The 22,301-nt window shown below is 73.2% G+C and carries 22 protein-coding genes; 7 read left to right on the plus strand and 15 right to left on the minus strand.

Annotated features, from left to right (window positions below; translation table 11 throughout):
• Positions 1 to 73: 73 nt before the first annotated feature.
• Positions 74 to 2,197 carry a DEAD/DEAH box helicase gene (locus GJ743_RS09975; protein ID WP_155051786.1) on the minus strand — a complete coding sequence of 708 codons (2,124 nt, stop codon included), beginning with the start codon at positions 2,195 to 2,197 and terminating at the stop codon, positions 74 to 76.
• Between the two features lie 288 nt (positions 2,198 to 2,485).
• Here GJ743_RS09975 and GJ743_RS09980 point away from each other — a divergent pair, with 288 nt between their 5' ends.
• Positions 2,486 to 2,698, plus strand: a complete 213-nt coding sequence (locus GJ743_RS09980) for a hypothetical protein (RefSeq protein ID WP_155051787.1) — start codon at positions 2,486 to 2,488, stop codon at positions 2,696 to 2,698.
• 66 nt (positions 2,699 to 2,764) lie between these two features.
• Here GJ743_RS09980 and GJ743_RS09985 read toward each other — a convergent pair whose 3' ends face one another.
• Positions 2,765 to 4,735 carry a DUF2207 domain-containing protein gene (locus GJ743_RS09985; protein WP_155051788.1) on the minus strand — a complete coding sequence of 657 codons (1,971 nt, stop codon included), beginning with the start codon at positions 4,733 to 4,735 and terminating at the stop codon, positions 2,765 to 2,767.
• Between the two features lie 81 nt (positions 4,736 to 4,816).
• On the opposite strand from GJ743_RS09985, the gene GJ743_RS19575 reads away from it, so the two are divergent.
• Positions 4,817 to 5,095 (plus strand): metal-sensitive transcriptional regulator, encoded by a 279-nt coding sequence (locus tag GJ743_RS19575; RefSeq protein ID WP_129236061.1) that lies wholly within the window; start codon positions 4,817 to 4,819, stop codon positions 5,093 to 5,095.
• A 7-nt stretch (positions 5,096 to 5,102) separates the two neighbouring features.
• Positions 5,103 to 5,660: an O-acetyl-ADP-ribose deacetylase gene (locus GJ743_RS09995; protein ID WP_155051789.1), complete on the plus strand. Its 558-nt coding sequence runs from the start codon at positions 5,103 to 5,105 to the stop codon at positions 5,658 to 5,660.
• A 24-nt stretch (positions 5,661 to 5,684) separates the two neighbouring features.
• Here GJ743_RS09995 and GJ743_RS10000 read toward each other — a convergent pair whose 3' ends face one another.
• The 9 genes from GJ743_RS10000 to GJ743_RS10040 all read right to left on the minus strand — a co-directional run bounded on the left by GJ743_RS10000 (position 5,685) and on the right by GJ743_RS10040 (position 15,012).
• The gene (locus GJ743_RS10000; protein WP_155051790.1) at positions 5,685 to 6,632 is read right to left on the minus strand and encodes a glycerophosphodiester phosphodiesterase; all 948 of its coding nucleotides are present in this window, start codon (positions 6,630 to 6,632) and stop codon (positions 5,685 to 5,687) included.
• 67 nt (positions 6,633 to 6,699) lie between these two features.
• A complete protein-coding gene (locus GJ743_RS10005; protein WP_328289036.1) occupies positions 6,700 to 8,214 on the minus strand; it encodes an SDR family oxidoreductase in 1,515 nt (504 codons plus the stop codon).
• Between the two features lie 32 nt (positions 8,215 to 8,246).
• Positions 8,247 to 8,486 carry a hypothetical protein gene (locus tag GJ743_RS10010; protein ID WP_155051792.1) on the minus strand — a complete coding sequence of 80 codons (240 nt, stop codon included), beginning with the start codon at positions 8,484 to 8,486 and terminating at the stop codon, positions 8,247 to 8,249.
• Positions 8,487 to 8,496: 10 nt separating this feature from the next.
• Entirely contained in the window at positions 8,497 to 9,357 is an 861-nt protein-coding gene (locus GJ743_RS10015; protein WP_328289037.1) for an aldehyde dehydrogenase family protein, read from the minus strand.
• Positions 9,354 to 10,925 (minus strand): aldehyde dehydrogenase family protein, encoded by a 1,572-nt coding sequence (locus GJ743_RS10020; RefSeq protein WP_230386702.1) that lies wholly within the window; start codon positions 10,923 to 10,925, stop codon positions 9,354 to 9,356. Before GJ743_RS10020 ends, GJ743_RS10015 begins: the two co-directional genes overlap by 4 nt.
• An 81-nt stretch (positions 10,926 to 11,006) precedes the next feature.
• Complete coding sequence (gene deoC, locus GJ743_RS10025; protein WP_155051793.1) at positions 11,007 to 12,014, minus strand: deoxyribose-phosphate aldolase; 1,008 nt, start codon at positions 12,012 to 12,014, stop codon at positions 11,007 to 11,009.
• A gap of 33 nt (positions 12,015 to 12,047) precedes the next feature.
• Complete coding sequence (locus GJ743_RS10030) at positions 12,048 to 12,992, minus strand: sugar-binding transcriptional regulator (RefSeq protein WP_155051794.1); 945 nt, start codon at positions 12,990 to 12,992, stop codon at positions 12,048 to 12,050.
• Between the two features lie 147 nt (positions 12,993 to 13,139).
• Complete coding sequence (locus GJ743_RS10035) at positions 13,140 to 14,354, minus strand: MFS transporter (RefSeq protein WP_328289038.1); 1,215 nt, start codon at positions 14,352 to 14,354, stop codon at positions 13,140 to 13,142.
• A 61-nt stretch (positions 14,355 to 14,415) separates the two neighbouring features.
• The gene (locus GJ743_RS10040) at positions 14,416 to 15,012 is read right to left on the minus strand and encodes a TetR/AcrR family transcriptional regulator (RefSeq protein WP_196216975.1); all 597 of its coding nucleotides are present in this window, start codon (positions 15,010 to 15,012) and stop codon (positions 14,416 to 14,418) included.
• 81 nt (positions 15,013 to 15,093) lie between these two features.
• On the opposite strand from GJ743_RS10040, the gene GJ743_RS10045 reads away from it, so the two are divergent.
• Both GJ743_RS10045 and GJ743_RS10050 read left to right on the plus strand, forming a co-directional pair.
• A complete protein-coding gene (locus tag GJ743_RS10045; RefSeq protein WP_155051796.1) occupies positions 15,094 to 16,548 on the plus strand; it encodes a DHA2 family efflux MFS transporter permease subunit in 1,455 nt (484 codons plus the stop codon).
• Between the two features lie 113 nt (positions 16,549 to 16,661).
• Complete coding sequence (locus GJ743_RS10050; protein WP_155051797.1) at positions 16,662 to 17,351, plus strand: hypothetical protein; 690 nt, start codon at positions 16,662 to 16,664, stop codon at positions 17,349 to 17,351.
• Positions 17,352 to 17,383: 32 nt separating this feature from the next.
• On the opposite strand, the gene GJ743_RS10055 is transcribed toward GJ743_RS10050, so the two are convergent.
• From GJ743_RS10055 to truB, 4 genes are read right to left on the minus strand one after another with little or no spacing between them, the layout of a single operon-like run.
• Entirely contained in the window at positions 17,384 to 18,313 is a 930-nt protein-coding gene (locus tag GJ743_RS10055; RefSeq protein ID WP_328289039.1) for a bifunctional riboflavin kinase/FAD synthetase, read from the minus strand.
• A complete protein-coding gene (locus GJ743_RS10060; RefSeq protein ID WP_155051798.1) occupies positions 18,310 to 18,798 on the minus strand; it encodes a hypothetical protein in 489 nt (162 codons plus the stop codon). The genes GJ743_RS10055 and GJ743_RS10060 overlap by 4 nt, the downstream gene beginning before the upstream one ends.
• A 26-nt stretch (positions 18,799 to 18,824) precedes the next feature.
• The gene (locus GJ743_RS10065; protein ID WP_155051799.1) at positions 18,825 to 19,193 is read right to left on the minus strand and encodes a hypothetical protein; all 369 of its coding nucleotides are present in this window, start codon (positions 19,191 to 19,193) and stop codon (positions 18,825 to 18,827) included.
• On the minus strand, positions 19,190 to 20,095 hold the full coding sequence (truB, locus tag GJ743_RS10070) for a tRNA pseudouridine(55) synthase TruB (protein ID WP_376861872.1): 906 nt from the start codon (positions 20,093 to 20,095) through the stop codon (positions 19,190 to 19,192). The genes GJ743_RS10065 and truB overlap by 4 nt, the downstream gene beginning before the upstream one ends.
• A 58-nt stretch (positions 20,096 to 20,153) precedes the next feature.
• Here truB and GJ743_RS10075 point away from each other — a divergent pair, with 58 nt between their 5' ends.
• Positions 20,154 to 21,161, plus strand: coding sequence for a ketopantoate reductase family protein (locus tag GJ743_RS10075; protein WP_328289040.1), 1,008 nt, complete (start codon positions 20,154 to 20,156; stop codon positions 21,159 to 21,161).
• A gap of 72 nt (positions 21,162 to 21,233) precedes the next feature.
• Positions 21,234 to 22,286 carry a hypothetical protein gene (locus GJ743_RS10080; protein WP_155051802.1) on the plus strand — a complete coding sequence of 351 codons (1,053 nt, stop codon included), beginning with the start codon at positions 21,234 to 21,236 and terminating at the stop codon, positions 22,284 to 22,286.
• Positions 22,287 to 22,301 lie beyond the last annotated feature (15 nt).

Here is a 22,301-nt window from a genome sequence, read left to right on the forward strand (position 1 = left end):
TCGCGGCATCCGGTCGCGTCGTGACCGCCCGACGTGGGCGACCGACGGCGACGACGGATGCCGCGAGCCGGCGCTACAGGGCGCCGTCCAGCGCCTGCCGGAGCAGGTGCTGCAGCGCGTCGAGCTGGACCGAATCGGCCGAGCCCGGCTCGATGTCGCTGCCGTCGAGCGCGCGGAGCGCGAGCCCCTGCTTCTGGTCGATGAGCTCGGCGATGCGGGCGTCGACGGTGTGCGCGGCGATGATCCGCCAGGCGGTGACGGGCTCGTCCTGGCCGATGCGGTGCACGCGGTCGATCGCCTGCGTCTGCTCCGCGGCGGTCCAGCTGAGCTCGGCGAGCACGACGTTCGACGCCGACTGGAGGTTCACGCCGACGCCCGCGGCCGTCAGCGAGCAGACCGCGATCGAGACGTCGGACTCGGTGTTGAACGCGTCGATCGCCTGCTGGCGCGCGACCGCCGTCTGGTCGCCGCGGATGGACACCGTGCGCAGCTCCCGGGCCGCGAACGCGGCCTCGGCCTGGTCCATGACGTCGATGTGCTTGGCGAAGAAGACGACCTTGCCCGCCGAGCGCGCGAGCTGCGCGGCGTAGTCGGCCGCGAGGCCGGCCTTCGCCTGGCCGATGCGGCGCACCATCGTGAAGACGTTCTCGCCCGACTTCGACGACTTCGACTCCTCGAGCTCGGAGAGGGCCACCGCGCGGATGTACTGGTCGCGCTCGAGCTCGTCGAGGTCGCCCACGCGGAGCTTGCGCGATTCGACCAGCGCGCGGAACCGATTCGCGAGCCGGTTGCCGAGCTCGCGCTCGGCGGCGCGGATCGAGCGGCCGAGCTCGTCGTCGAGCTCGACGTGGAGGTCGGCGATGCGCTTGTCGGGCAGGTCGGCGGCGACGTCGACCTTGCGGCGACGCACGATGCCGAGGTCGATGACGGTGCGCCGCGCCTCGGCGTAGAAGCCCGGCTCGGCGGGCGTGAGCCCGGTCTCCTCGAGCCGGCCGAGGAGCTCGGGCGACGGCCGGTCGCCGACGATCCAGCCGAGGAACTGCCAGATCGCGCGGAAGTCGTCGACGTCGTTGATGAGCGGGGTGCCGGTGAGCGCGAGCAGCAGCGGATCGCCGCCCGGCGTGTTCGAGCGGATGCGCTCGGCGAGCGCGAGGACGTTGCGCGAGCGCTGCGACTGGAGGTTCTTGATGAAGTGCGCCTCGTCGACGACCATGCCGCGGAAGCCCATGGTCGACAGCCACGACATGTGCCGGTCGAGGATGTCGTAGTTGACGACGACCACGTCGGCGAACGCGTCGACCGTGTCGCCGTCGCCGTGGATCACGGTCGCGCGGCGGTGCGGGGTCCACTGCTCGACCTCGCGCGCCCAGTTCATCTTCACGACGTTCGGCACGACCGCGAGCAGCGGGTAGGCGTCGGCGACGGATGCCGCGAGCACCGACTGGGCGGTCTTGCCGAGGCCCGGCTCGTCGGCGAGCAGGAACGTGCGGTGCCCCTGGCGCGCCGACTCGATGAACCGCGCCTGGTGGGGCATGAGCTCGAGGCCGCGCGGCGCGAGCCGGTCGACCCGCGGCGCCTCGGGCAGGTCCATCGACGCGGCCTGGCCGCCCGAGCCGGACTCGAACGACTTGAACAGCGGGCCGAGCAGCTCCCAGTTCGCGAGCCGCCGGACGGGGACGACGTGGTGGTCGCCGCGGGCGAAGTCGGGCGCCAGGAACGGGTTCGCGAGCTGCCGGGACTTCACCGACGGCGGGATGACCTGGTTGACTGCGATCTCGGGCGCCGGTGCCGGCTCGCGGACGATGATCAGCTCGTCGTCGCTGAGCTCGGCGCCCGACTCGAGGAGCCAGTCGCGGCGGAACCGCTGCGCGACCGTCGAGATCGACGCATCGGGCTCGAGCAGCGTGATGAGGCTCGTGTCGCGCGCCGCGGTCTTCGCGAGGATCTGCGCGATGCCGTCGAGGCGCTTCAGCAGTTCGGCGCGCGCGCCGTCGCCGATCTCGCCGTCGCCCTTCACCCGGGCCCGCTCCTCGCGCATGAGCAGCGCGATGACCTGGAACTTGGTGCGGTTGGTGGGGCCCAGCCTGTTCTTCTGGGCCTTCTGCTCGACCTCTCGCACCTTGCGCGCGAGGATCGGGATGATGGGCGCGTCGTCGTCACGCGAGCGCGTGCGCTGCCGCTGCCTCGTCTGGGCCAATGGTCCTCCCCTGTCTGGGCCCGATGGGATCCGGCGATCGGGACCACGGGCGGGTGGTCGGCACCGCCTGACGGGATCGGACGTCGAGGCCGTCGCGGTGCGCCGGATCCGGAGAGGCCGAGCATGGCGGAGCGAGTTCCCCCAGCCGTCGGTCGATGGATGGATCCGTCGAGCGCCTCGGCCATTCTACGCGCGGTGGCGCGGTCGGCGCGAATGCGGCGCGATCGGCACGCCCGGACCGGGACCTCGGCCCTGTCGGAGCGCGGCAGGCGGGGCTACGCTCGTGCCATGGACGAGTCGACGGGGGTCGGCGGAGGCATCGCCGACGATCACGAGTTCCAGGTCGCACAGGACGGCGAGCTCCCGCCCGCGCCCGAGCCCGACGAGGACGAGGACGAGCGGCCCGTCGGCGAGGATTCCGACGACGACGTCGTCGGCATCGACGCCGAGCGCCGCGTGGTGCTCCCCGACGAGCGCGCGCCCGCCGCCGACGAGGAGTGACCCGGCCGACCAGGAGTGACCGGGCCGACGCCGAGTGATCGGGCCGACGACGAGTGACCGGGCGGGTCAGACGCCGCCGCCGCCTCCTCCGCCGCCTCCGCCGCCCGAGGATCCGCCGCCGCTCGACCCGCCCGACGACGAGCTCGACGACGAACCCGACCAGCTGGTGCTCGACACGCTGCTGAAGGAGCTCACGCTCGCGGCGAAGTACCCCGCGTGGAAGCCGCTCCGACCCGAGTACCAGTCGGGCTCGCGCCCCTGCTCCGCGTAGAGCGCCGCGAGCACCTGGCTCCACTCGCGCTCCATCCCGAAGAGCACCGAGTACGGCAGGAGCCGCTCGTTGAGGCGCAGCACCGCCTCGGGGTCGGGCGTCCCGTCCGCGCGGATCGGCCGGCTCCCGACCGGCGCGGGGAGCCCGGTCGGGATCGCACCCGGTGCCGGCGGCGGGATGTCGAGCGCCGGCATCGGGGCGCGCTCCGCGCCGGTCGGCGACTGGAGGACGCGGAGGCGGTCGGCCTCGGCGAGCCGGATGTACTCCTCGAGGCCCTCGAGGTGGTCGCGAAGGGCGCGTCCGCGTTCCGTGAGCGGGCGGACGACGCCGACGAGGCCGAAGGTGACGAACACCATCGCGCCGGCGACGAGGATCGTGAGCCACGGCCATCCGCCGCCCATGCGCTCGTCGAGGGCGACGAAGCCGAACACGGCGGCGAGGACCGCCGCGCCGATCGCGAGCAGCGAGAGCAGCGCGCGCATGCCGCGATCGGGCCGGCGCCGGAGTCCCTCCCGTTCCACGCGGGAGTGCACGGAGGTCCGCAGCCGCGCGAGCTTCGTTCCGAGCGTGGCGTCGCGCGACTTCAGGTCGCGGCGCGAGCCGATCGCCGCCATCGGCCCGAAGACGGCCCGGAGGACGGCCGTCGCGTCGCGGTCGGCGCCCTCGATGGGCGCCGCGAGCTGCACCGTGTACTTCCGGGAGCCGGTCTCGATGACCCGCACGCGTCGGTCGACGGCCTCGGCGAGAAGGGTCGCCGTGATGCCCTTCGACGCGGCCTTGACGAGGTCGGCCGCCTCCATGAGCGTCAGCCGCTCGGGCGGCTCGTACTCCGCGATGATCAGCCCGCGACCCGGGTGGTCGCGCCACCGGGTGGCGCGCATGACCCCCGCGGTGACCGCGACGGCGATGGCCGCGAGCGCGCCGACGAGGGAGGTCATGGCCGCGGGCGAGGAAGTGAACCGCTCGTCGCGCGGCTCGAAGGTGCCGGCGGCGAACCCGAGCGCCACGGTCAGGTTCTGGTACGGACCCAGCAGGTCGGCCCGCGCGACGACGATCGGCGCGCCGTCGGGCTGCACCTCGAGGCTCGCGCACGGCGTGCTGGAGCCCTCGTAGCCGCTGTAGCAGGCGACGTCGCCGGTGAACGCCTCGACGAGATCGGGCTCGAGGCGCACCTCGGCCCGGACGACGCCGAACGGCTGGCGCCAGCCGGTGCCGTTGACGTCCCAGTAGAACTCCTGCAGGTCGAGGTCGTCGGGATCGAACGTGACGTTGCGCTGGTCGTAGGTGATCACGTAGGTCTGCTCGCCGTGCACGAAGTCGTCGGCGGCGATCGTGACGAGCTCGAACTCGCCGTCCTCGCTGCGCTCGGTCTCGAACGACCGCGGCACGCCGTCCTGGTCGAAGACGGAGCGGATGCGGATGTCGGTCGGATGCCCGTCGTAGTTGCGCGGGATGGCGCGACGGATGCCGCGGTTCTGGTCGTACTCGGGGAACACGGCGACGAGCGTCTCGGTCGTGCGGAGCGTGGAGCGGCCGTCGCCGTCGCGGCCGAGCTCGTACACCGCGTCGAAGCTCGCGAACGTGAAGTCGTCGACGTCGGCGGGGACCGCGGCAACGGGTCCGTCGACGGACCGCGCGGACGACGCGGCGAGCACGGGCGGCGACGCGGCGGCCGCCGCCGCGGGGCCGATCCCGAGCGCGAGCGCGGCGAGCGCGCTCGCCGCGACGAGGAACTGGCGCCGCCTGGTCGGACGCGGGGTCGTCATGCGCTCACGCTAGCGAACACGGCGCTCCGCGTCATCCGCTCAACCGGCCATCGGACCCGCGTCGGGGCGTATCCTGACGGGGTGATCGAGGACATCAAGAAGCGGGCGCTGCACCGGACGAAGATCATCGAGGGCCAGCTCCGCGGCATCGAGAAGATGATCGAGAACGACGACTACTGCATCGACATCATCACGCTGTCGCTCGCGGTCCAGAAGTCCCTCGGGTCGCTCAACAAGCTCCTCGTCGAGAACCACCTCCGCACCCACGTCTCGCACATGTACGAGCAGGGCGGAGACCAGCGCGAGGAGGCCGTCGCCGAGCTCGTGCGCATCTTCGAGCTCTCCAACAACCGGGGCTGATCTCCGGATGCCGCGGATCGAGCTCGTCACGGGCGACCTCACGCGGGAGCGCGTCGACGCGATCGTGAACGCGGCGAACTCGTCGCTGCTCGGCGGCGGAGGCGTCGACGGCGCGATCCACCGCGCGGGCGGTCCCGAGATCCTCGCGGCGTGCCGACGGCTCAGGGAGACGACGCTCCCCGACGGCCTGCCGACGGGCGAAGCCGTGGCGACCACCGGCGGCCGGCTGGCCGCGCGCTGGGTCGTGCACACCGTCGGGCCGGTGTGGCCGGGCGAGGGTCCGGAGGCGCTGCGCCGGCGGGCGCTCCTCGAGCGGGCGTACCGCAACTCGCTCGCGCTCGCGGCCGAGCTCGGCGCCGCATCCGTCGCCCTGCCCGCGGTCTCGGCGGGCGTCTACGGCTGGCCGGCCGACGACGTGGCCGAGGTCGCCGTCGGCACGGCCGCCGCGGCCGCGGTCGACGCCGCGCCCGGCCTCGTCAGGTTCGTGCTGTTCTCCGAGCGCATGCACGCGACGTTCGCGGAGGCCGGGGCACGCCTCGGCGCCGACGTGATCGTCGTGCGCTGACCGCGACACCGAGCGTGCGACACCTCAGGTCCCGGGCGAGGTCGAGGCGATCCACGCGTCGAGGTCGCTCGGCTGGTCGGTGATGATGCCGTCGACCCCGAGCGCGCTGACCTCCTGCCAGCGGTCCTGGCTGTTGAGGGTGTAGCAGAGCACGGCGATGCCGGCCGCGTGCGCGGAGTCGATCGCCTCGGGGGCCGCGGTGACGGATGCCGCGGTCGTGCCGAACCCGATGAGCCCGAGCTGCTCGGCCAGCGGCACCGGGTCGGCCGGCAGCTCGCGGATCAGCATGATGCGCGGCGTGGTCGGCGAGACCTGCTGGATCGACTGCAGCGTCTCGATGCTGAAGCTCTGCAGGACGACGCGGCCGCGGAGGCCGTGCCGTTCGACGAGGTCGAGCACGGTCCGCACCTCGGCCGGGGTCCAGTCGGCCTTCAGCTCGACGAGCGCCCGCGCGTCCTCGCGCTCGGCGAGCGCGACGAGGAACGCCTCGAGGGTCGGGATGCGCTCGCCCGCCCACTCGGAGGAGTACCAGGCGCCGGCGTCGAGCCGCTCGAGCCGATCGAGATCGAGGTCCTCGACGCGCGCCTCGCGACCGGCGATCCGCTCGAGGTCGGTGTCGTGGAAGAGCACGGGCACGCCGTCGCGCGTGAGCCGCACGTCGGTCTCGACGTAGGCGAGCTCGTCCATCGCGAGCTCCAGCGCCGGCATCGTGTTCTCGGGGGCCTGGGAGCGGTCGCCGCGGTGGCCGATGATGGCCGCCGCGTCGCCCGGTTGGCGGAGCGCGCCGAAGACGTCGATCGCGTACACGTCCGTGGGCGTGGAGACGCCCCAGAGCGCGGCGGCGATCGCGACCATGCCCGCGACGGCGAGTGGGATCCGGACGAGCGGCCGCGGCGGGCGTGCGAGGGTGCGGGCGTGGGGTCGAGCGGGGGTCGCGGTCGCTGGGACGACCGCGTCTCGGGTGGGACGCACTGAGGGGGCCTTTCCACGACCCGCGCCTCCTTGCGCGGGACCGTGCAGGTCACCCTAGCAAAGGCCGTTACCGTTTCGTTACTTTTTCTGGGTCCGTCGCGGCGGTGCCCGCCGGCTGCGCCGTCGACGCGGCGGCCTCCGCCTCCGCGGTGATCCGGTTGGCCATGCCCGCGAACACGATCCCGTGGAACGGGAAGACCGCCCACCAGTACAGCCGCCCGGCGAGCCCCTTCGGGAAGTACACGGCGCGCTGGCGGTAGCGCGAGCCCGAGCCATCCGGTTCGGCCGACATCTCGAGCCAGGCCCGCCCGGGCACGCGCATCTCGGCGCGCAGCCGGAGGAACCGCGGCCGCTCGATGCGCTCGACGCGCCAGAAGTCGACCGCGTCGCCCGGGTGCAGGGTGTCCGGGTCGCGTCGGCCGCGGCGGAGCCCGACGCCGCCGAAGAGCTTGTCGATCCAGCCGCGCACGGCCCAGGCGAGCGGGAAGGAGTACCACCCGTTCTCCCCGCCGACCCCCTCGATCACCGCGAACAGCGCCTCGACGGGCGCGGTCGAACGACGCTCGCGGTGGTCGGTGTAGACCGTGTGGCCGGACCAGTCGGGATCGCTCGGCAACGGGTCGCTCGGAGCTCCGGCGACCTCGGCGTTGCGCCAGCTCGTCTCGACCTCGCCCTCGCGCTCGCGCTCGAGGGCCAGCCGCACGGCCCTGCGGTACGGCGTCAGCCCCTCGGCGGGCGGCGGGATCACGTCGTCGATGTCGTGCTCGCGCATGACGCAGTCGAACTGCAGCGATTCGATGATCGGCACCGCGATGCGCCGCGGGATCGGCGTGACGAGGTTGACCCACTGCCCGGCCAGCCAGGGCGTGAGGACCGGCAGCGCGGCGATCGGACGCTGCCGGAGCCCGGCCTCGACCGCGTAGCCGTTCATGAGCTGGCCGTAGCGGAACACGTCGGGCCCGCCGATGTCGAACGTGCGGTTCACCTCGGGCGGGACCTCGGCCGCGCGGATCAGGTAGTGCAGCACGTCGCGCACGGCGATCGGCTGGATGAAGTTGCGCACCCAGCGCGGCGCGGGCATGTACGGAAGCACCTCGGTCAGGTGCCGGATCATCTCGAACGAGGTCGAACCCGACCCGATCACGACGCCGGCCTGCAGCACGATCGTCGGCACCCCGGAATCGAGCAGGATCTCCCCCACCCGCACCCGCGACCGCAGGTGCCGCGACAGGCGCCCGCCCGCCGGATGCAGCCCGCCGAGGTACACGATGCGCCGCACCCCGTTCTTCCGGGCCTGCTCGGCTACGTTCCGGGCGATCGCGAGCTCGACGTCCTCGAAGTCGCCGCGCCCGCCCATCGAGTGCACGAGGTAGTAGACGACGTCGATGTCGCGCGTGGCGCGGTCGACCGCCGCGGCATCCGTCAGGTCGCCCGCGACCAGGTCGACGTCGGCCGCCCACGGCACGTCGCGCAGCCGCTCGGGCCGGCGGACGATGACGCGGACCTCGTGCCCCTCCGCGACGAGACGCGGCACGAGGCGACCGCCGATGTAGCCGGTCGCCCCGGTCACCAGGACCCGCACGTGCGGCCTCCCCTCGTCGGCGTCGCACGGCCTCAGCCGTGCTCGTTCCCCCGACGATAGTTCCCGCTCGCGCGGGCGAGGAGGTGCTGCGCCTGTGAATCGTCCGCACGTTGCAGCGCCGCGACGAGCTTCGCCGCGGAACGCCCGCCCACCGTCATCACGGGGCGGCCGCCCCGCAGGACGATCACCGCGCCGTGCCCGGTCACCCGGTAGTCGAACGGATCGACCACCAGTCGGCCGCGCTCGTCGGAAGCCCCGTCGCGTCCGGACATGCGCGCTCGCCTACCGCAGGCTCTTCGTGTGCCAGACGGTCTTCGTCTCGGTGAACGCGGCGATCCGGTCGAGCGCCGGTGCCGCGGCATCCGGGCCCTGCTCGGGCCGCAGCACGCGCTTCAGCGTGTCGGCCGCCGCGATCTCGAGGTCGACCCAGTCGAGGTCGCCGGCGCCGACGAGGTCGAGCGCGCTGACGTCGGCGTGGCTCGCGAGCCACGGCGCGATCTCGGCGGGCGCACCCGTCAGGACGTTCACGACGCCCTTCGGCACGTCGCTCGTCGCGAGCACCTCGGCGAGGCTGATCGCCGAGAGCGGGAACCGCTCGCTCGCGACCACGACGACCGCGTTGCCCGCAACGAGCGCGGGCGCGATCGCGGAGACGAACCCGACGAGCGACGAGTCCTGCGGCGCGACGATCGCGACGACGCCCGTCGGCTCGGGCACCGAGATGTTGAAGTACGGCCCCGCGACGGGGTTGGCGTTGCCAGCGACCTGCGCGAACTTGTCGGCCCATCCCGCGTACCAGACCCAGCGGTCGATCGCCTCGTCGACCTGGGCGCCGGCCTGCGCACGCGTGAGGCCCTCGGCCTCCTCGATCTCGGCGACGAACTGCGCGCGACGGCCCTCGAGGAGCTCGGCGATGCGGTAGAGCACCTGCCCGCGGTTGTACGCGGTGGCGCCCGCCCACCCGGCGACCGCGCCGCGCGCGGCGACCACGGCATCGCGGGCGTCCTTGCGGGAGGCCTTCGCGGCGTTGGCGAGGAACGCGCCGTCGGCCGAGCGCACCTCGTAGGTGCGACCGGACTCGCTGCGCGGGAACGCGCCGCCGATGAACAGCTTGTAGGTCTTGGGCACGGCGAGGCGGCTCACTTCGCGGCTCCCTTCTTCGCGGGCTTGGTCGTTCGGCGGGTGCGGCGGGCCGGCTTCTCGTCGGCGGCTGCGGCGGATGCCGCGGACGCGGCCTCGACGGCGCGGGGCGCGGGGCGGCCGGCCCGGGTGACCGAGGCGGGCGCGAGGTACGCGCCGAGCCCGTGCCGGCCGCCCTCGCGGCCGTAGCCGGACTCCTTGTAGCCGCCGAACGGGCTGGACGGGTCGAATCGGTTGAACGTGTTCGCCCACACCACGCCGGCGCGCAGCTGGTCGGCGACGGCGAGGATGCGGCTGCCCTTGTCCGTCCAGATGCCCGCCGAGAGCCCGTAGGGCGTGTTGTTCGCCTTCGCGATCGCCTCCTGCGGCGTGCGGAACGTGAGCACCGAGAGCACCGGCCCGAAGATCTCCTCGCGCGCGATGCGGTTCGAGGTCTGCACGTTCGTGAAGATCGTCGGCGCGTACCAGAACCCGTTCTCGGGGATCTCGCACGGCGCGCTCCAGCGGTCGGCGCCCTCGGCGACGCCCGCATCGGAGAGCTCGCGGATGCGATCGAGCTGCTCGCGCGAGTTGATCGCGCCGATGTCGGTGTTCTTGTCGAGCGGGTCGCCGAGGCGGAGCGTCGACAGGCGGGTCTTCAGGCGCTCGACGACCTCGTCGTGGATCGACTCCTGCACGAGCAGGCGGCTGCCGGCGCAGCACACGTGGCCCTGGTTGAAGAAGATGCCGTTGACGATGCCCTCGATCGCCTGGTCGATGGGCGCGTCGTCGAACACGATGTTCGCGGCCTTGCCGCCGAGCTCGAGCGTGACCTTCTTGTGCGTGCCCGCGACCTGCTTGGCGATCGCGCGGCCGACCGCGGTCGAGCCCGTGAAGGCGACCTTGTCGACGTCGCCGTGGCCGACGAGGGCCGCACCGGTGTCGCCCGCTCCGGTGATGATGTTCACGACGCCGGGCGGAAGGTCGGCCTGCTGGACGATCTCGGCGAAGATGAGCGCCGTGAGCGGCGTCGTCTCGGCGGGCTTCAGCACGACCGTGTTGCCCGCAGCGAGCGCCGGGGCGATCTTCCACGCGAGCATGAGCAGCGGGAAGTTCCACGGGATCACCTGCGCCGCGACGCCGAGGGCCTTCGGGCTCGCGCCGAGGCCGGCGTAGTCGAGCTTGTCGGCCCAGCCGGCGTAGTAGAAGAACCAGGCCGCGACGAGCGGCACGTCGACGTCGCGCGACTCCTTGATCGGCTTGCCGTTGTCGAGCGACTCGGCGACGGCGAGCTCGCGGGCGCGTTCCTGGATCAGGCGCGCGATGCGGAAGAGGTACTTGCCGCGGTCGCGGCCGGACATGCGCGACCAGACGCGGTCGTGGGCGCGCCGGGCGGCGGCCACGGCGTCGTCGACATCGGCGGCGTTCGCGTTCGCGATCGTCGCGATCTTCTCCTCGCTCGCGGGCGAGATCGACTGGAACGGGGTGCCGCGGCCGTCGACGAACTCGCCGTCGATGAAGAGGCCGTAGCTGTCGCGGAGCGAGAGGATCGCCCGCGACTCGGGGGCGGGTGCGTATTCGAGGAAGCTCATGATCTATGGAACCTTCCGGTTCGGTGTTCGATGCGGGTGCGAGTGGTTCGGTGATCGAGTAGGCCGGAGGCCGTATCGAGATCAGTCGATCGTCACGTAGTCGGCGCCGGAGTAGTGGCCGGACGCCATCTTCTGGCGCTGCAGCAGCACGTCGTTCAGCAGGCTGGAGGCGCCGAACCGGAACAGGTGGGGCTGGAGCCACTCCTCGCCGACGGTCTCGGCGACCGTGACGAGGTACTTGATCGCGTCCTTCGAGGCGCGGATGCCGCCCGCGGGCTTCACGCCGATGCGCTGGCCGGTCATCAGGTGCCAGTCGCGCACGACCTCGAGCATGAGGAGCGTGACGGGCAGCGTTGCGGCGGGCTGCACCTTGCCGGTCGAGGTCTTGATGAAGTCGCCGCCCGCGAGGATCGAGAGCCACGAGGCGCGGCGGACGTTGTCGTAGGTCACCAGTTCGCCGGTCTCGAGGATCACCTTGAGGCTCGCGCTCGTGCCGTCGGGGCGGCGGCACGCCTCCTTCACCGCGGCGATCTGGTCGAAGACCAGGCCGTAGCGGCCGGCGAGGAAGGCGCCGCGGTCGATGACCATGTCGATCTCGTCGGCGCCGTTCGCGACGGCCTCGGCCGTGTCCGCGAGCTTGATCTCGAGCGAGGAGCGACCGGACGGGAACGCGGTCGCGACCGCGGCGACCGAGATGAGCCCGTCGTCGGGGTCGCCGTGCACGGACCCGAGCGCGTCGACGGCGTACGGCACCATGTCGCCGTACACGCAGACGGCCGCGACGCGCGGCGTCGTGGCATCCGCCGGGTCGGGGTTCATCGCCTTGGCGACGAGCGAGCGCACCTTGCCGGGCGTGTCGGCGCCCTCGAGGGTCGTGAGGTCGACGAGCGAGATGATGCGGTCGAGCGCCCACTTCTTGGAGGACGTCTTGATGGAACGCGTGCCGAGGCCCGCTGCGCGCTGCTCGAGGCCGACGGCGTCGACGCCCGCGATGCCGTGGAGGTACCTGCGGAGCGTGGCGTCGTCGGGCTCACCGCCGAGCACGGCGAGCGCGCGCTCGCGCGCGGTGACGAGGGAGGTGCCGGACATGGTGGGTGACCTGTCTTTCGTGGTTCGGCCGGATCAGCCGTCGAGGAGGTGGAGTGCGGTGGCCTCGTCGGTGACGAGGACCGAGCAGAGGCCGGAGCGGACGACCGCGTCGGCGACGGCGTGCTTGCTGCGCCCCGCGATCACGGCGATGCGGAGGTGTCCGTCGCGGAGCTGGTCGAGGGTCAGGCCGACGGTGCGCGCGTCGAGCGCGGGGTCGACGATGTTGCCCTCGGAGTCGATGTAGCGGCCGACGACGTCGCCCACGGCGCCCTTCTGGACGAGGAGGTCGACGTCGGCCTCGGTGAGATAGCCGCTCTCGATGTGGACCGAGGTGTGGTCGGCGGGGCCCGCGCTGAAGAGGTACGCGTCGGCGGACCTGGCGAGGTCGATCACGCCCGCGACGACGCGATCGGACTCGATCGCCTCCTTCGTCGCGAGGTGCTCGAGGATGGCGGGGCTCGGCAGCAGCGTGGCGCTGCCGCCGCCTTTCTGCGCGATCGCGACCGCGGTGGCGGCCGCCGTGCCGGCGCGACGGTTGAGGCTCACGCCGCCGTTGATCTGCACGACGTTGACGCCGGTCGCCCAGCCGTTGCGGAGGTGCTGGGAGATCTCGAACAGCGTGCGGCCCCAGCTGACGCCGAGCGTGCGCGGCACGGGTCGGAGCGCCGTGAGGTAGTCGGCCGCGGCCTGCGCGGTGCGCGCCTGCAGCTCGTCGGGCGAGGCGACGCCGGCCGAGGAGACGACGATCGCGTCCTCCAGCCCGCGCTCCTCGCGCAGTCGCCGCTCGATCGGCAGGCGCCTGGCGCGCGGGTGCAGGATCTCGATGCGGATGAAGCCGCGCTGCTTGGCCTGCGCGAGCAGGCGCCCCACCTTCCAGCGCGTGAGTCGCAGCGCCTGGCCGATCTCGTCCTGCGTCTTGTTCTCTTCGTAGTAGAGCTCCGCCGCGCGGATCGAGAGGAGTTCGTCGGTCTCGTCCATTCGTCTCCTTCCGCCTCATCCAGCGTAGGCAGGCATTCGCGCATCGGCAACACTCGCGTGCAAGTCTGCTCATATGAGCAGGCGGCGAGCGGATGGCGCGCCGGATGCGGCATCGGGCGACGAGGCCGACCGGGTCGACCGACGGCCTCAGCCCCGCCGTTCGTCCTCGAGGAATCCGGCGCGCGCGACGACCACGCCGGCGACGAGCGCAGGGACGGACGTTCCGAGCAGCAGGAGCATCGGCGCGGTCCAGTCCCCGGTCGCCTCGTGGAGGAGGCCGACGGCGACGGGACCCAGTGCGACGACGACGTAGCCGACCGACTGCACGAAGCCGCTGAGGGCGACCGAACCGGCGTGCGTGCGCGTGCGGAGGTTGACGAGCACGAGCGAGAGCGGGAACAGCAGCGGCCCGATGCCCGCGAGCGCGACCCAGAGCCAGGTGAGACTCCCTGGGGCGACGAGCAGCCCCGCCCACCCCGCCGCGATCGTGCCGGCCGCGATCGCGACCATCGCCCGAACCCGCGCCGGACGGGTGGCCAGTGCGGGCACGACGAGCGAGACCGGCAGGCCCATCGCGGCGTAGAGCGCGAGCAGGACCCCGGCTGCGGCCGGAGTCGTCCCCGCGGTGTCGGCGAGCATCGAGGGCAGCCAGGCGAAGACGGCGTAGGCGTTGAAGCCGGCGATCGAGAAGACCGTGGCGAGCGCCCACGCGAGCGGCGACCGGAACGCGCCGCGGAGGAGGCCCGGCTCGGCCTCCTCGGGCAGTTCCTCCGGTGCGGTTCGGCGTGGATGGACGAGCAGCGCGACCCACGGGACGAGCGCGGCGAGGGCGACCACGGCCCAGATCTCGAACGAGGCGCGCCACCCCGCGGACTCGGCGACCGGGACTGCGACGAGCGGCGGCACGAACGTGCTCACCGACAGTGCGGTCACGTAGAGCGCGGTCACGAGCCCGATGCGATCCGGGAAGTACCGCTTGACGAGCGGCGGCAGCAGGACGTTCCCGACGCCGACGGCCGCGAAGGTCAGCGCGCTCGCGGCGAAGAGCCACCACGCCGACCCCGCGAGCCCGCGTGCGGCGCTGCCTGCGACGAGCGCGACGAGGGCGATGACGAGCACCGGCTCGAGGCCGGCCCGCCGCGTGAAGACGGGCGTCGCGATGCCGAACACGGCGTAGCAGAGCGGGGGCAGCATGCCGAGGATGCCGACCAGTGCCGTCGAGATCGGGATGTCGCGCTCGACCAGGTCGAGGATCGGCGAGAGCGAGGCGACCGCCGTGCGCAGGTTGAACGCGACGAGCAGGATCCCGAGGAGCGCGAGGGTGCGCCCGTGCCAGAGCGGCCTGGTCGTCGCGGGACTCACCCGCCGAGTCTAGGCGCGACCGCGGATGCCCGAGCGGACCGCTCGGACCCCGGGCGTCCGGTCACGCCGAAGCGCGCTCGAGGACCTCGGCGACGTGCGCGCCGAACGTGCAGTCCATGAGGTCGGCCGCATCGCGGTCGCGCTTGGCCGCGAGGCCGATGCCCGAGGCGAGCAGGGTGTTGATGAGCATCCCGTCGGCGAGGAACCGGTGGATCTGCTCGGGCGTGAAGCCCGCCTCGTCGCGGAGCATGCGGAACACCTGGAGGAACCCGTCGCGCGCGGCGGGGCCGATGACCGGATCAGAGCCCATCATGAACCCGTGCAGCAGCGTGAGCAGCGTGCCCCGGTCCTCGACGAGCTCGAGGTACGCGGCCCCGAGGCGCGCTTCGCGATCCGTCGCATCGCCCGGCGCATCCTCGGCGAGCGCCGCACGGAACGACGCGAGCAGGCGGGCGAGCGTGCGGTCCAGCGTCTCGAGGAAGAGCTGCTCCTTGGTGCCGAAGAGCCGGACGACGTACGGCTGGCTGATGCCCGCCGCACGCGCGACGCGGTCGGTGGTGGCCCCCGCGTACCCGAGCTCGCCGAACACGGTCGTGGCGGCGGCGAGGATCTGCTCGCGCCGTTCCTCGGCGGGGATGCGCTCGGCTCGTGGGGTCATGCTTGACATGTTATCAGTCGATTACTACATTCCCTCTTGTAATCATTCGATTACTCCATTTCGATCGAAACGAGCTCGGACATGCCATCACTCCGCCGGACCCCCGTCTGGCTCATCCTCGTCGCGACGTCGCTGCCGATGTTCATGGCGTCGCTCGACAACCTCGTCATCACCAACGCGCTCCCCGTCATGGCCGTCGACCTCGGCGCCGGGATCGAGGAGCTCCAGTGGTTCCTCAACGCCTTCACGCTCGCGTTCGCGACGTTCATCCTCCCCGCGGCCGCGCTCGGCGACCGCATCGGCCGGCGCACCGTCTTCCTCGCCGGGATCGCGGTCTTCACGGCGGCGAGCGTCCTGACCGCACTCAGCACCGAGCCGTGGATGGTCATCGGCGCACGCGCCGTCCAGGGCCTCGGCGCGGCGGCGATCATGCCGCTGTCGCTCACGCTCGTGGCCGGAGCCGTCCCGACCCGGCTGCGCCCCCTCGCGATCGGCATCTGGGGCGGCGTGTCCGGCCTCGGCGTCGCGCTCGGCCCGCTCGTCGGCGGCGCCGTGATCGAGGGCTGGAACTGGCAGTCGATCTTCTGGATCAACGTGCCCATCGGCGTCGTCGCGTTCGTGCTCGCTCGCCTGGTGCTCGACGACGCGCGCGGCGAGCGCCGCCCGATCGACCTCCTCGGCGTCGCCCTGGCCGGCCTCGGCGTCCTCGGCGTGGTCTTCGGCATCGTCCGCGGCAACGAGGCGGGCTGGACGAGCGGCGAGGTGCTCGTCCCGCTGGTCGCCGGGGCGGTGCTGCTCGTCGGGTTCCTCGTCTGGGAGGCGCGCGCGAGTTCGCCCGTGCTGCCGCTGTCGCTCTTCCGCGACCGCAGCTTCAGCGTCGCCAATGCGGTGGGCTTCACCTTCAGCTTCGGCGTGTTCGGCGCGATCTTCCTGCTCGTGCAGTTCCTCCAGGTCGTCCAGGGGCGCAGCGCCCTCGAGGCCGGGCTCATGACGATGCCGTGGACGCTGGCGCCGATGTTCGTCGCGCCGGTCGCGGGTCTGCTCGCACCGCGCGTCGGCACCCGCGCCCTCATGGTCGCCGGCCTCGCCGCACAGGCGACGGCGATGTTCTGGATCGCCGCGACCCTCAGCGCGGACGTCGCCTACCCGACCCTGGTCCCGGCGTTCGCCCTCGCGGGCATCGGCATGGGCCTCGTGTTCGCCCCCATGGCGACGGCCGTGCTCGCGCACATGCCCGAGCGCGACCACGCGAAGGCGTCGGGCACGAACTCGACCCTCCGCGAGATCGGCGGCGCCCTCGGCGTCGCCGTGCTCACGGCGGTCTTCACCGGTGCGGGCGGTGCGCTCACCCCCACGGCGTACGTCGATGCGGCGATCCCCGCGGTTGCGACCGGCGCCGCGGTGCTCGCCGTCGCCGGTGCGCTCGCGCTCCTGCTCCCCGCGGGCCGCGCGACGCAGCCGAGCGAGGCGGTTCCGGCCGCCGAGGAGGAAGCGAGCACCGCGCCGGCCGCCGCGGCCGTTCCCGTCGCCGGTTGACGCGCTCGACGCAGGCGAACCCCGCGGGTCCCGCGACCGCGCCCACCGGATCGTCGGTGGGCCGGTCCGGGACCCGCGGTCGCGACGCGACGTGCCGCGTCTAGGCTGGTCGCGTGGCCGACCTCTCGCGCTATCTGCCGCTCAGCCGGCGCCCCGACGTGGACGAGTCCGGCGTGACCGCCGACCGACGCGCCGAGACCTCCGAGGTGCTGCGATCGCTCGCCGCGCTGCTGCGCGCCGCCGGCCACGACGATCTCTGGACGACCTCGACCGAGCGCGCCGGGTGGCGTGTCGCCGACGTCGCGGCCGACCTCGTCCGGGGCTTCGACCGGACCCGCACCAGGCGGGCGCTCGACGCGGCCGAACGGCTCGTGCGCGGCGGCGAGGCACGCCGGCTCGACGAGCTGCGCCCCCTCGACGGTCCCGCGGCCGCGGCCGACGCGCTCGACGCCCGCGCCGCCGACCTCCTCGCGCGTGATCGGCCGACGGGCGTCGTCGAACTCGACGACGCCGTGGTCGCGGCGCTCCTCATCGGCGCTGCGGCGGGCACGGTCGTGCCCGTCTCCCCTCGGGCGTCGGGCGCGGTCGCGCTCCGCCGCGCCGCGGCGGCCCCGACCGAGATCCGGGCCGTGATCGCCGGCCACACCCTGCGGGCGACGGATGCCGGGTGGGAGTTCGGGCACGGCAGCCCCCTCGTCGACACGGCGAACGGGCTCCTGCGCTTCCTCACCGGGATCGGCACGGTCGCACCGCACCCGCCGGCCGGCGACGAGCCCCGATCGGCGCAGCCCGGGCGCGACTGACCGCGCGCGACCCGTCGCCCGGCGTGCCGCGATCAGCCGACGAGCGTGCGCGCCCGATCGACGTCGCGGCCCATCTGCACGATGAGCGCGTCGATGCCGTCGAACTTCTCCATGCCGCGGATGCGGTGGGCGAACTCGACGCCGACCACGTGGTCGTAGAGGTCGAGGTCGCGGTCGAGCACGTACGCCTCGACCTGCTTCTTCGGCACGCCCTCGAAGGTCGGGTTGTCGCCGACCGAGATCGCCGCCGGATAGCGCACGCCGCCGTCGATGAGCCAGCCCGCGTAGACGCCGTCGCCCGGGACGAACCCCTCGGAGTCGAGCGCGAGGTTCGCCGTCGGGTACCCCAGCTCGCGACCGCGCTTGAAGCCGTGCACGACGATGCCGCTGACCGTCGGCACGTGGCCGAGCAGCTCGGCGGCGTGCTCGACCTCGCCGGCCTCGAGGAGCTCCCGGATCCAGGTGGACGAGACGCGGCGCCCGCCCTCGGGAACCACGTCCTCGACGACGACGACCTCGAAGCCGAACTCCTCGCCCTGCCGGCGGAGCATCGTCACGTCGCCCTCGTTGCCGGCGCCGTACCGGAAGTCGTGCCCGACGAGCAGCACCTTCGCGTCGAGCGCGTCGACCAGGAACCGGCGCACGAACGCGTCGGCCGTGTTCGACGCGAGCGCGCCGTCGTAGTGGAGCAGCACGGTCGCGTCGAGGCCGGTCGTGGCGAGCAGCTCGAGCTTCTGGCGGGTGCTCACGAGCTGCGGCGGGCACCGGTCGGGTGCGTGGAAGGCGGCCGGATGGCGGTCGAACGTGATCGCGACGGCCTCGAGGTGCCGCGACCCGGCGATCTCGCGCAACTTCGCGATGACGGCGCGATGCCCCTGATGCACGCCGTCGAACTTGCCGATCGTCACGGCGGACGGACCGTAGTGGGCGGGGACCGCCTCGATCCCCGCGAAGGTCCTCACGCGCGCCCCTCGGCGTCGACCGCGGTGCGCGCGCCCTCGCCGCGGACGTCGGCCGCGGCATCCTGCACCGGGTGGCGCGCGAGCCACCACATGCCGAGCGGCGGCAGCACGAGCGGGATGAACAGGTACCCGCGGCCGAACCACGACCACACGGTGTCGTGCGGGAAGAGGTCGGGGCGCACGATGCTGAGCAGGCCCACCACGACCACGCCGGTGAACTCGAAGAGGATCGTCGCCCACGCGATGCGGTACCACGTGCGGCCGGGCATCACGAGCGCGACCGTCGCGAGGATGTAGACGACGGCGGCGAGCGCCGAGAGCGCGTACGCCACGGGTGCCTCGTCGAACTTCTCGACGATCTGCACGAGCGAGCGCCCCGTCGCCGCGAGCGCGAGCACGCCGTAGACGGCGACGAGCACCCGGCCGATGCCGCTGAGGCGCCCGCGACGGCGCGCTCCGACAGGTGCGGTGGATGTCTCGTTCATGTCGTTCGATTCTCCCAGACCGAGCCTCACGCCTGCTGCACGGTCCAGATCTGGAGCATGCGGTAGACCATGACCGCGACGGCGAGCGCTCCGACGCCGCAGACGACGGTCGCCCAGCGGCCGCGGTCGATGAGCGCCCAGAGCGCTGCAGCGGGCGGCAGCAGCACCGCACTGACGAGGTAGACCCAGAACTCGAGGAGGCTGCCCGTGGGCGGATTGCCGACCGCGGGTGCGACGAGCGCGACGACGACCTGGCCGATGAGCAGCACCTCGACGAGCGCGAGCGAGCCGAGCACGAGGTCGTTCGGCACGCGCCCGGCGAGGCCGAGCACGATGCAGAGGAGCCCCGCCACGACGGCGATCCCCACCTGCGCGTACGCGAACCACTCGATCATGCGACCTCCTCCGCGGGGAACCCCGTGATCACCTTGAGCTGCGGGCCGCGACGTTCGACGATCGCGACGAGCACGTCGCCGGGGCCGATGGCGGCGATCGGGGTGCCGCCGGCGAGCTCGCGCACCGCGGCGGGGGCGTCGACGCGCTTGCCGTGGCGGAGGTCGCGCACCGCGTCGGCGTCGACCTCGACCACGTGCAGGGTCCGCCGGGCCGCCTGGGCGGGCGTCAGGCGTGCAGCGGCGACGTCGAGGCCCTCGAGCGCGCCCGCCTCGGCGACGTCGAAGCGGCCGATGCGCGTGCGCCGGAGCGCGGTGAGGTGCCCGCCGACGCCGAGCGCGGCGCCGAGGTCGCGCGCGAGCGCACGCACGTAGGTGCCCGACGAGCACGCGACGCGCACGTCGAGGTCGAGCCATCCGTCGCCCTCGCGCACCTCGAGGAGGTCGAACGCCGACACGGTCACGGTGCGCGCCGCGAGCTCGACCGCCTCGCCGTCGCGCACGCGCTGGTACGCGCGCTTGCCGTCGACCTTGACGGCGCTGACGGCGCTCGGCACCTGGTCGATGGTGCCCGTGAGCTCGGCCATCCCGACCTCGACCGCGGTGCGCGCGATGGCCGCGACGGCCTCGGCGGATGCCGCGGGCAGGGCCTCTCCCTCGGCGTCGTCGGTGGTCGTGGCCCAGCCGAGGCGCACGGTCGCGAGGTACTCCTTGTCGAGGCCGACGAGGTGGTGGAGGAGCCTCGTCGAGCTCTCGATGCCGAGCAGGAGCAGGCCCGTCGCCATCGGATCGAGCGTGCCGGCGTGGCCGACCTTGCGGGTGCCGGCGAGGCGCCGCACGCGGGCGACGACGTCGTGGCTGGTCATCCCCTGCGGCTTGTCGACGAGGAGGATGCCGCTGTTCACGCCGTACAGGCTAACAGCGGGTGCCGACGGTCCCGACCGGTCGCCCTACGCTGGTCCGGTGAGGATCGGGATCATCGGCGCGGGCGCGCTCGGCGGCACGTTCGCCGCACTGCTCGCACGTGCGGGGCACGACGTGGAGGTGACGGCCCGCGGCGCGGGCCTCGAGGCGATCCGCGAGGGCGGCATCCGGCTCTCGGGCGGGTACGGCGAGGCGCACGTGCATCCGGCCGCGGCCGAGCGCCTGACCGTGCGGCCCGAGCTCGTGCTCGTGTGCACGAAGGCGCAGGATGCCGCGGGCGCGATCACCGCGAACGGCGCCGCGATCGACGGCGTGCCCGTCGTGGTCGTGCAGAACGGCCTCGACGGCGTCGCGACCGCGGAGCGGCTGCTCCCCCGCTCCTCGTGCATGGGGATGCTCTCGATCATCGCGGCCAACTACACCGAGCCTGGGTCGGTGCGCGTGACGACGACCGCGGCGAGCTACCTCGGGCGGGGCGACGGCGCGCCCGACGACGAGGTGCGGAGCATCGCCGCCATCCTCTCCGAGGCCGTGCCGATCGTCGCGGTGTCGAACTTCCGCGGTGCGCAGTGGACGAAGCTCGTCGTCAACATGCTGAACGCGGTCCCCGCGATCGTGGGCCGGAGCGTCCAGGACGTCGTCGACGACCGGGCGCTCCGACGCGTCGTCGCGGCCTCGATGCGCGAGTGCGTGCGCGTGGGCGTCGCCCGCGGCATCCGCTTCGGATCGCTCCAAGGTCTCGGCGACGCTCGCCTCCGCGCGTTCGCGCGGCTGCCTCTCCGCCTCGCGCAGGTGCTGCCGTGGTCGATGCGCGTGCGCATGGGCTCGGTGCCGAACCTCGGGTCGACCCAGCAGAGCCTGCGGCGCGGGCAGCCGACCGAGGTGGACTTCCTGAACGGCGCCGTCGTCCGCGAGGCGCAGGCGGCCGGGATCGACGCGCCCGTGAACCGGGTGCTCACAGCGCTCGTGCACGAGGTCGAGGCCTCCGGAGCCCCGCTGCCGCCTGAGCGCGTGTTGGCGGTCCTCGCCGACCTCGGCGCGGAGTGACCGGGTCGCGGCCCTCGCGCGGCTAAGGTGCCCGTGCACCCGACCGGAACGACCCGACCGAAGCGAGCCGACGTGGAACCCGACGACACCGCCATCGAATCCGAACCCGCGACCGCTGCGTCCACCGAGCCCGAGACGACGCGCTCGCGTCCGCTCGGCTGGTGGCTGTGCCTGCTCATCGGCGCCGCCGCGGCCGCGATCGGCCTGCTCCCTTGGCTCGTCGAGGGCATGCGGCTGCCGCTGCAGAACCTGTGGGCGACGGATGCCACGCCCGACGAGTACCCGCTGGTGCTGCTGCCCTTCAGCCAGTACTTCCTCACGCGGATCGCCGCGCTGCTCGTCGTCGGCGCCGCGATCGCGGGCATCGTCGCGCGTGCGACGCGGTCGCGGCAGCGCCGCTTCGGCATCGCCTGGATGCTCGCCGGACTGCTCGCGGTGCAGGTGACGGCGATCGTGCAGACCACCACGGTCGTCCGCGAGGGACTCCAGGAGCGGTTCGAGTCCGACCTGTACCTCGCGGCGCTCGTCGCCATCGCGGTGCTCGCGAACCTCATCGGCGTGCTGGTGATGCTGCTCGTCGGCGCCGCCCCGCGCGCGGGCGCCGTCATCGGGTTCGCCATCGCCGCCGTGCTCGCGCCGTCGTGGCTCGGCGGCCTGCTCCTGCCCGACCCGGTGACGACCGGGCCCGCCACCGACGCCGTGCTCTTCGTGCTGCGCTGGCTGCCCGCCGTGCTCGTCGGCGCCGCGATCGCGTGGGGCGGCGTCGGCTCGATCGGCCGCGTCATCGCCGCGATCGGCGCGCTCGTCGTGCTCTGGATCGGCCCGGCACTCATCACCGCGGTCTCGAACGCCGCCGGGAGCCGCGTGCTCGCACGCCACCCCGACGAGATGCTCGACCAGGCCGTCGGGGTCTTCCGGGCGGCCTCGACGACGCCCGAGCTCGTCGTGCCGCCGATCGTCGTCGCCGTCGTGGTCGCCGCACTCGGGCTGGTCGGCGGGCTGGTCGTGCGGCGGAACCGCGCGTCGACGGCCGCTCCGGGCTCGTCGCCGGGGTCCGACGGCGCGTCGGCGCGCGCGGACGACGACACCGTGGCATCCGGCCCGCCCCCGTCGCGGACGGACTGACCTGACCGACGACTC

The sequence above is a fragment of the Agromyces bracchium genome (assembly GCF_009709675.1).
GTDB classification, from domain to species: Bacteria; Actinomycetota; Actinomycetes; order Actinomycetales; family Microbacteriaceae; genus Agromyces; species Agromyces bracchium.